The organism is Mesorhizobium sp. M4A.F.Ca.ET.022.05.2.1, from assembly GCF_003998845.1.
GTDB lineage: Bacteria > Pseudomonadota > Alphaproteobacteria > Rhizobiales > Rhizobiaceae > Mesorhizobium.
On the sequence record NZ_RZOJ01000464.1, the window covers coordinates 1 to 4,581 of the forward strand.

At 67.8% G+C, this 4,581-nt stretch carries 5 protein-coding genes and 1 pseudogene; 2 read left to right on the forward strand and 4 right to left on the reverse strand.

Features of this window, described 5'->3' with window-relative positions; genetic code table 11:
- Both EN745_RS30560 and EN745_RS30565 read right to left on the reverse strand, forming a co-directional pair.
- A partial coding sequence (locus tag EN745_RS30560; RefSeq protein ID WP_145992223.1) for a slipin family protein occupies positions 1 to 641 on the reverse strand: 641 nt, incomplete at its 3' end.
- Positions 638 to 2,008, reverse strand: coding sequence for a nodulation protein NfeD (locus EN745_RS30565; RefSeq protein ID WP_127422968.1), 1,371 nt, complete (start codon positions 2,006 to 2,008; stop codon positions 638 to 640). The genes EN745_RS30560 and EN745_RS30565, both read right to left, overlap by 4 nt.
- A gap of 225 nt (positions 2,009 to 2,233) precedes the next feature.
- Here EN745_RS30565 and EN745_RS30570 point away from each other — a divergent pair, with 225 nt between their 5' ends.
- A complete protein-coding gene (locus EN745_RS30570) occupies positions 2,234 to 2,719 on the forward strand; it encodes a hypothetical protein (RefSeq protein WP_245455505.1) in 486 nt (161 codons plus the stop codon).
- Positions 2,720 to 2,746: 27 nt separating this feature from the next.
- On the opposite strand, the gene EN745_RS30575 is transcribed toward EN745_RS30570, so the two are convergent.
- Positions 2,747 to 3,355: an NADAR family protein gene (locus EN745_RS30575; protein WP_245487878.1), complete on the reverse strand. Its 609-nt coding sequence runs from the start codon at positions 3,353 to 3,355 to the stop codon at positions 2,747 to 2,749.
- A 137-nt stretch (positions 3,356 to 3,492) separates the two neighbouring features.
- Between EN745_RS30575 and EN745_RS30580 the strand changes: the two genes are divergently transcribed.
- Positions 3,493 to 3,786 carry a hypothetical protein gene (locus tag EN745_RS30580; protein WP_127422969.1) on the forward strand — a complete coding sequence of 98 codons (294 nt, stop codon included), beginning with the start codon at positions 3,493 to 3,495 and terminating at the stop codon, positions 3,784 to 3,786.
- Between the two features lie 35 nt (positions 3,787 to 3,821).
- On the opposite strand, the pseudogene EN745_RS36400 reads toward EN745_RS30580, so the two are convergent.
- Positions 3,822 to 4,581: pseudogene (locus EN745_RS36400) on the reverse strand (hypothetical protein); the annotation flags it as partial.

Consider the following 4,581-nt stretch of genomic DNA (forward strand, 5'->3'; position numbering starts at 1 on the left):
GCCTGTGGCTCGGCCGCCAGCATGCGGCCGGCTTCGACCAGTTTCGCCGCAGCCTGCTGCTCGCCGTCGGCGTTGATCACCTTGGCGCGGCGCAGGCGTTCGGCCTCGGCCTGCTTGGCGATGGCGCGGATCATGCTCTCGTTGAGATCGACATGCTTGATCTCGACATTGGAGACCTTGATGCCCCAGGCGTCGGTGCGCTGGTCGAGGATCTCCTGGATGTCGTTGTTGAGCTTGTCGCGCTCGGCCAGCATCTCGTCCAGCTCGTGCTTGCCGAGCACCGAGCGCAGCGTGGTCTGCGCCAACTGGTTGGTGGCGGCCATGAAGTCCTCGACCTGGATGATCGCCCGCTCGGCATCGACGATGCGGAAATAGAGCACGGCGTTGACCTTCACCGAGACGTTGTCGCGCGAGATCACGTCCTGTGGCGGCACGTCCTGCACCACGACGCGCAGGTCCACCCGCACCATCTGCTGGATGAAGGGGACAAGGATGATGAGGCCGGGACCCTTGACCGCGGTGAAGCGGCCGAGCGTGAAGACCACGCCGCGCTCATATTCCCTGAGGATGCGGATGGCCGCCGAAAGGAACATGATCAAGGCCACCGCAACGACCAGATAGGCGACGTAACCGACCATCATCTTATTGCTCCGTTGTTGTTGCCATCGCGGCGCCTGACCGTCAGCACGAGGTCGCTGACATCGGTCACCTCGACGCTGTCGCCAGGCGCGACAGGTTCGTCGGCCCTCGCCCGCCAGCGCTCGCCCTGGGCCAGCACGTGGCCCTCGCCGCCCTGCCAGTCGAGCACCTTGACGGGGAGGCCGCGCATGACCTCGCCGCCGACGCGCGGCGGGTTTTTGCGCGCCGCCCAGACATAGGTTCCGGTGAGAAGCGCCAGCCCCAGCGTCAGCGCCGCGGCGGGGCCGATGACCGCCCATGACATGGCGAAGCCCGGACCCTCGACCTTGAGCAGCATGGCCGAGCCGAGCAGGAAGGCGGCGACGCCGCCCAGGCCCAGCACCACGGTGGGATTGAAGGCCTCGATGACGAGGAAGGCAATGCCGAGCAGCATCAGCGCCAGGCCGGCATAGTTGATCGGCAGGAGGTTGAGCGCATAGAGGCCGAGCAACAGGCAGATCGCGCCGATGACGCCGGGCGCCACGGCGCCCGGGCTGGTGAACTCGAAGATGATGCCGTAGACGCCGACCAGCATCAGGATGACGGCGGTGTTGGGGTCGGTGATGACGGAAAGCAGCCGGATGAACCAGCCGGGCTCCAGCGTCTCGACCGGCAGCCCCTTGGTCGCCAGTACCTGTTTCTGCCCGGCCACGTCGACGGTGCGCCCCTCGGCCAATTGCAAAAGCTCGGTCGTGTCGCGGGCGACGAAGTCGATGACATGCTCCTGCAATGCGGCGTTGGCCGACAGGCTCGCCGCCTCGCGCACCGCCTTTTCGCCCCAGTCGCCATTGCGCCCGCGCAATTCGGCGAGCGAGCGGATGAGCGCCACCGCGTCATTGGTGACCTTGGCCATCATCGCGTCGCCCGCCGCCCGCCCGGTGGCGTCCTTCTGGTCTTTGTCCTTCTCGCCGCCGGGAAGCGACGGCAGCCCGCCCATCTCGACCGGCGTCGCCGCGCCCAGATTGGTGCCCGGCGCCATCGCCGCGACATGGGTGGCGTAGAGGATGTAGGTGCCGGCGCTGGCTGCATGGCCGCCGGCCGGGGCGACATAGCCGATGACGGGCACCGGCGAGGCCAGGATGTCGGCGATCATCTCGCGCATCGAGGTGACCAGGCCGCCAGGCGTGTCGAGCTGAAGGATGAGGACCGCGGCATTGCGTTTGGCGGCGGTGTCGAGCGCCTCCTCGAGCTGCCTTGTGCTCGCCGGCCCGATGGCGCCGTCAATGGCGACGCTCAGCGCGACCTTGCCGGCCCCGTCGGAAGAGAAGGGAGAAACGACGGCCGCGGCCATGAGAGCAGCGGCAAGAAGGGCCACCCGCGCGAAGGTCACGCTCAAAGCTCCATGGAGAAGATATGGGTTGCATTTTGGTGAAGTCCAATGGGGGTGGTGAGGCGAAAGCGGCGCAACCGCCGATCTATCCCCTTGCGGGCGAGATTACGCGCTCGACCGCTTGCGCCAATCTCCAGCGCCGCGCCTGCGCTCGAGGGATCATGCCACGGCGTCATTTGTCCTGTATGGTCGCCAGATGGTCTCGACGGCCTTGGGGGGAAATCAATGCGAAGAATATTGGCGGCATTCATCGTCTTGGGAGCGCTGGCGGCCACCCAGCCGGCCCCCGCCGCATCCTGCAGCTGGAGCGCGAAGATGGAGGAGGACGAGGGCGGCAGCGTGCTGACGGCGTCGGTTTGCGGCGGGCCGAAGGGTGGCGCGCATCTGATGCTGACCTGTTTCGGCAAGCCGACGCTGAGCTACGACCTCGGCGAGGCCGGGCCGGAGCTGGAGCCGGGCATCAAGGCTTCGTTCGCGTTCAGGGCCGGCGGCAAGACGGTGACGAAGACGCTGGTGCTCGAGGCAATGTACAATTACTTCACGACGCAGTTCGGCAGCACCGACCCGCTGCTTGGCCTGCTGCGCGGCAAGGGCGAGGTCACCGTCACGTCCGACAAATATGGCGAGAACAGTTTTTCGCTTGCCGACTCGAGCGCGGCGATCGGCAAGGTGCTGGCTGAATGCGGCAAGGCTTCCTCCGACTCGGACTGACGCCGGCGGGAAGGAGGCAGCAGCGCCTCAGCGCAGCCTGTCTCGCGCCTCCATCAGCGCAAAGCCGAGCAGGTTGTCGCCGCGCCAGGTGAGCGGGTTCGCCGCGCGCTCGTCACCCGCGGCGAGGCCAATGCCCCAGATGCGATCGACGGGGCTTGCCTCGACCAGCACGGCATCCTTCGTCGCCAGCAGGAATTCGCCAAGCGGCCCGTTCTGCCGGAATTTCTGGAAGCTGCCTTCCGAAACGAGGCGGAACTTCTCGGCATCCCAACTCGCTCCGTCGAAGCCGCGCACCTCGCGCCCCACCTGCTTGGCCTGCTTCGGGCTCGCGGCGGCGAGCACGCGGCGCACGGCCTCGTCGTCGCCGAACAGCCGCGCCTTGCCGGCCATCATCCAGTGTTCCGCCGTCGCATAGGTCAGCCGGTCGACCGTGAACGGCGCGGGCCACCACTGGCTGAGACAGGACGTGGTGATGCTTCCGTCCTTCGACGGCTGATGGCCCCAGAAGAACAGGAAGCTGGGCCGGGATTTCGCGCGGACGGCTGCCTCGAGCCAGGAACGATCATAGGTCATGACGGGGATGGAGCGGAGCGGACGGTGAATTGTCAATGGCGGCTGGCGCCTCGCCGCTTTCACCAGCGCGCTCCCCTGTCGCGCGGCCTGCGGGTTTCGCCGCAATTTCCCTGAAGTTTCGGCGGCGCGTCACGATCTCCGTCGGGGCGGCGACTATCCTCGGCCTTGCTGTCACAGAGGACAGTTCGGAGATCAACGCCATGACCACGATCGTTTCCTTCACCGGCGCCACTGCTCACAACCGGCGCCAGGCGTCCCCTTTCCGGCACTCCCGGTTTGCCGCCGCTGCCGTATCGGCACTGTTGTGGCTGCCGCGCTTCTGGAAGGCGCGTAGCGAGCTGGCCGCGCTCGCCGCCATGAGCGAATGCGAGCGCCGCGACATCGGCCTTACCGCCTTCGACGTCGCGAACGCGCTGACGCTGCCGGTCGACCGTGACCCGACCGAGGTGCTTGCGAAGGTCGTGGACGACCGCCGCCATCGCCGTGAATTCTGAGCGCGATACTCCGGGGCCGGCCGCCGGCGTTCCAGTCAGTCCGGCAGGCCGGCCTCGCGCAGGCCGGCGGCGATGCGTTCAGTCGTGCCCGCGTCGAAGGGCGAGGCGTCGCCGACCCTGGCAACGGTGAGGCCCGGGTAGGTTTCCATCAGCCTGCGGCAAGCGTGCCGTGCCTCGTCCTTGCGACCGGCATGAACCAGCGCCGTAACCAGCAGGCGCAGTCCCCACCAGGTGCCCGGCTGCTGGCTAAGGCCGCGCTGCGTCAGCGCCACCGCCTGATCGTAGCGCGCGGCGACGAAATGCGCGGCGCCGATGCCGATCTCGGCCATGTAGCCCATCGGATCGCGCGGGCTCAGCCGTTCGAAATGCTCGAACTTCTCGATCGCCGCCTCGGGCCGCTCGCGATAGACGTCCAGCCAGGCGCTGCGCAGCCAGGCCCAGGCGGAATTCGGATCGAGCGCGCGCGCCCGCGCCAGATGCATGTCGGCGACATCGTAGTCGCGGGCAAAGGAATGCGCCGCCCCGAGCACGGCAAGGACCATCGGATCGTCGCCGGAGAGCGCCGCCCCCTTCTGCGCCAGGCGCAGGCCCTCTTCCCGAGAAGCGGCGGGCGTTTCGGTCCAGCGGTAGCCGGCGCGCTGCAGATGGCACCAGGCAAGCAGCGAAAGCGCCAGCGGATAGTCCGGCTCGATCGCGATCGCACGTTCAAGCAGCGTGCCGGCCCCCTCGTTCTGCGCGCGCTCGAGCGACCAGGTGAGCGGAAAGGCGCGCAACACGTAGTCGTAGGCGGCGAGG

Coding starts and splice junctions, on each gene's coding strand:
- EN745_RS30570 (WP_245455505.1), top strand. CDS start 2,234: ATGCGAAGAATATTGGCGGCATTCATCGTCTTGGGAGCGCTGGCGGCC.
- EN745_RS30580 (WP_127422969.1), top strand. CDS start 3,493: ATGACCACGATCGTTTCCTTCACCGGCGCCACTGCTCACAACCGGCGC.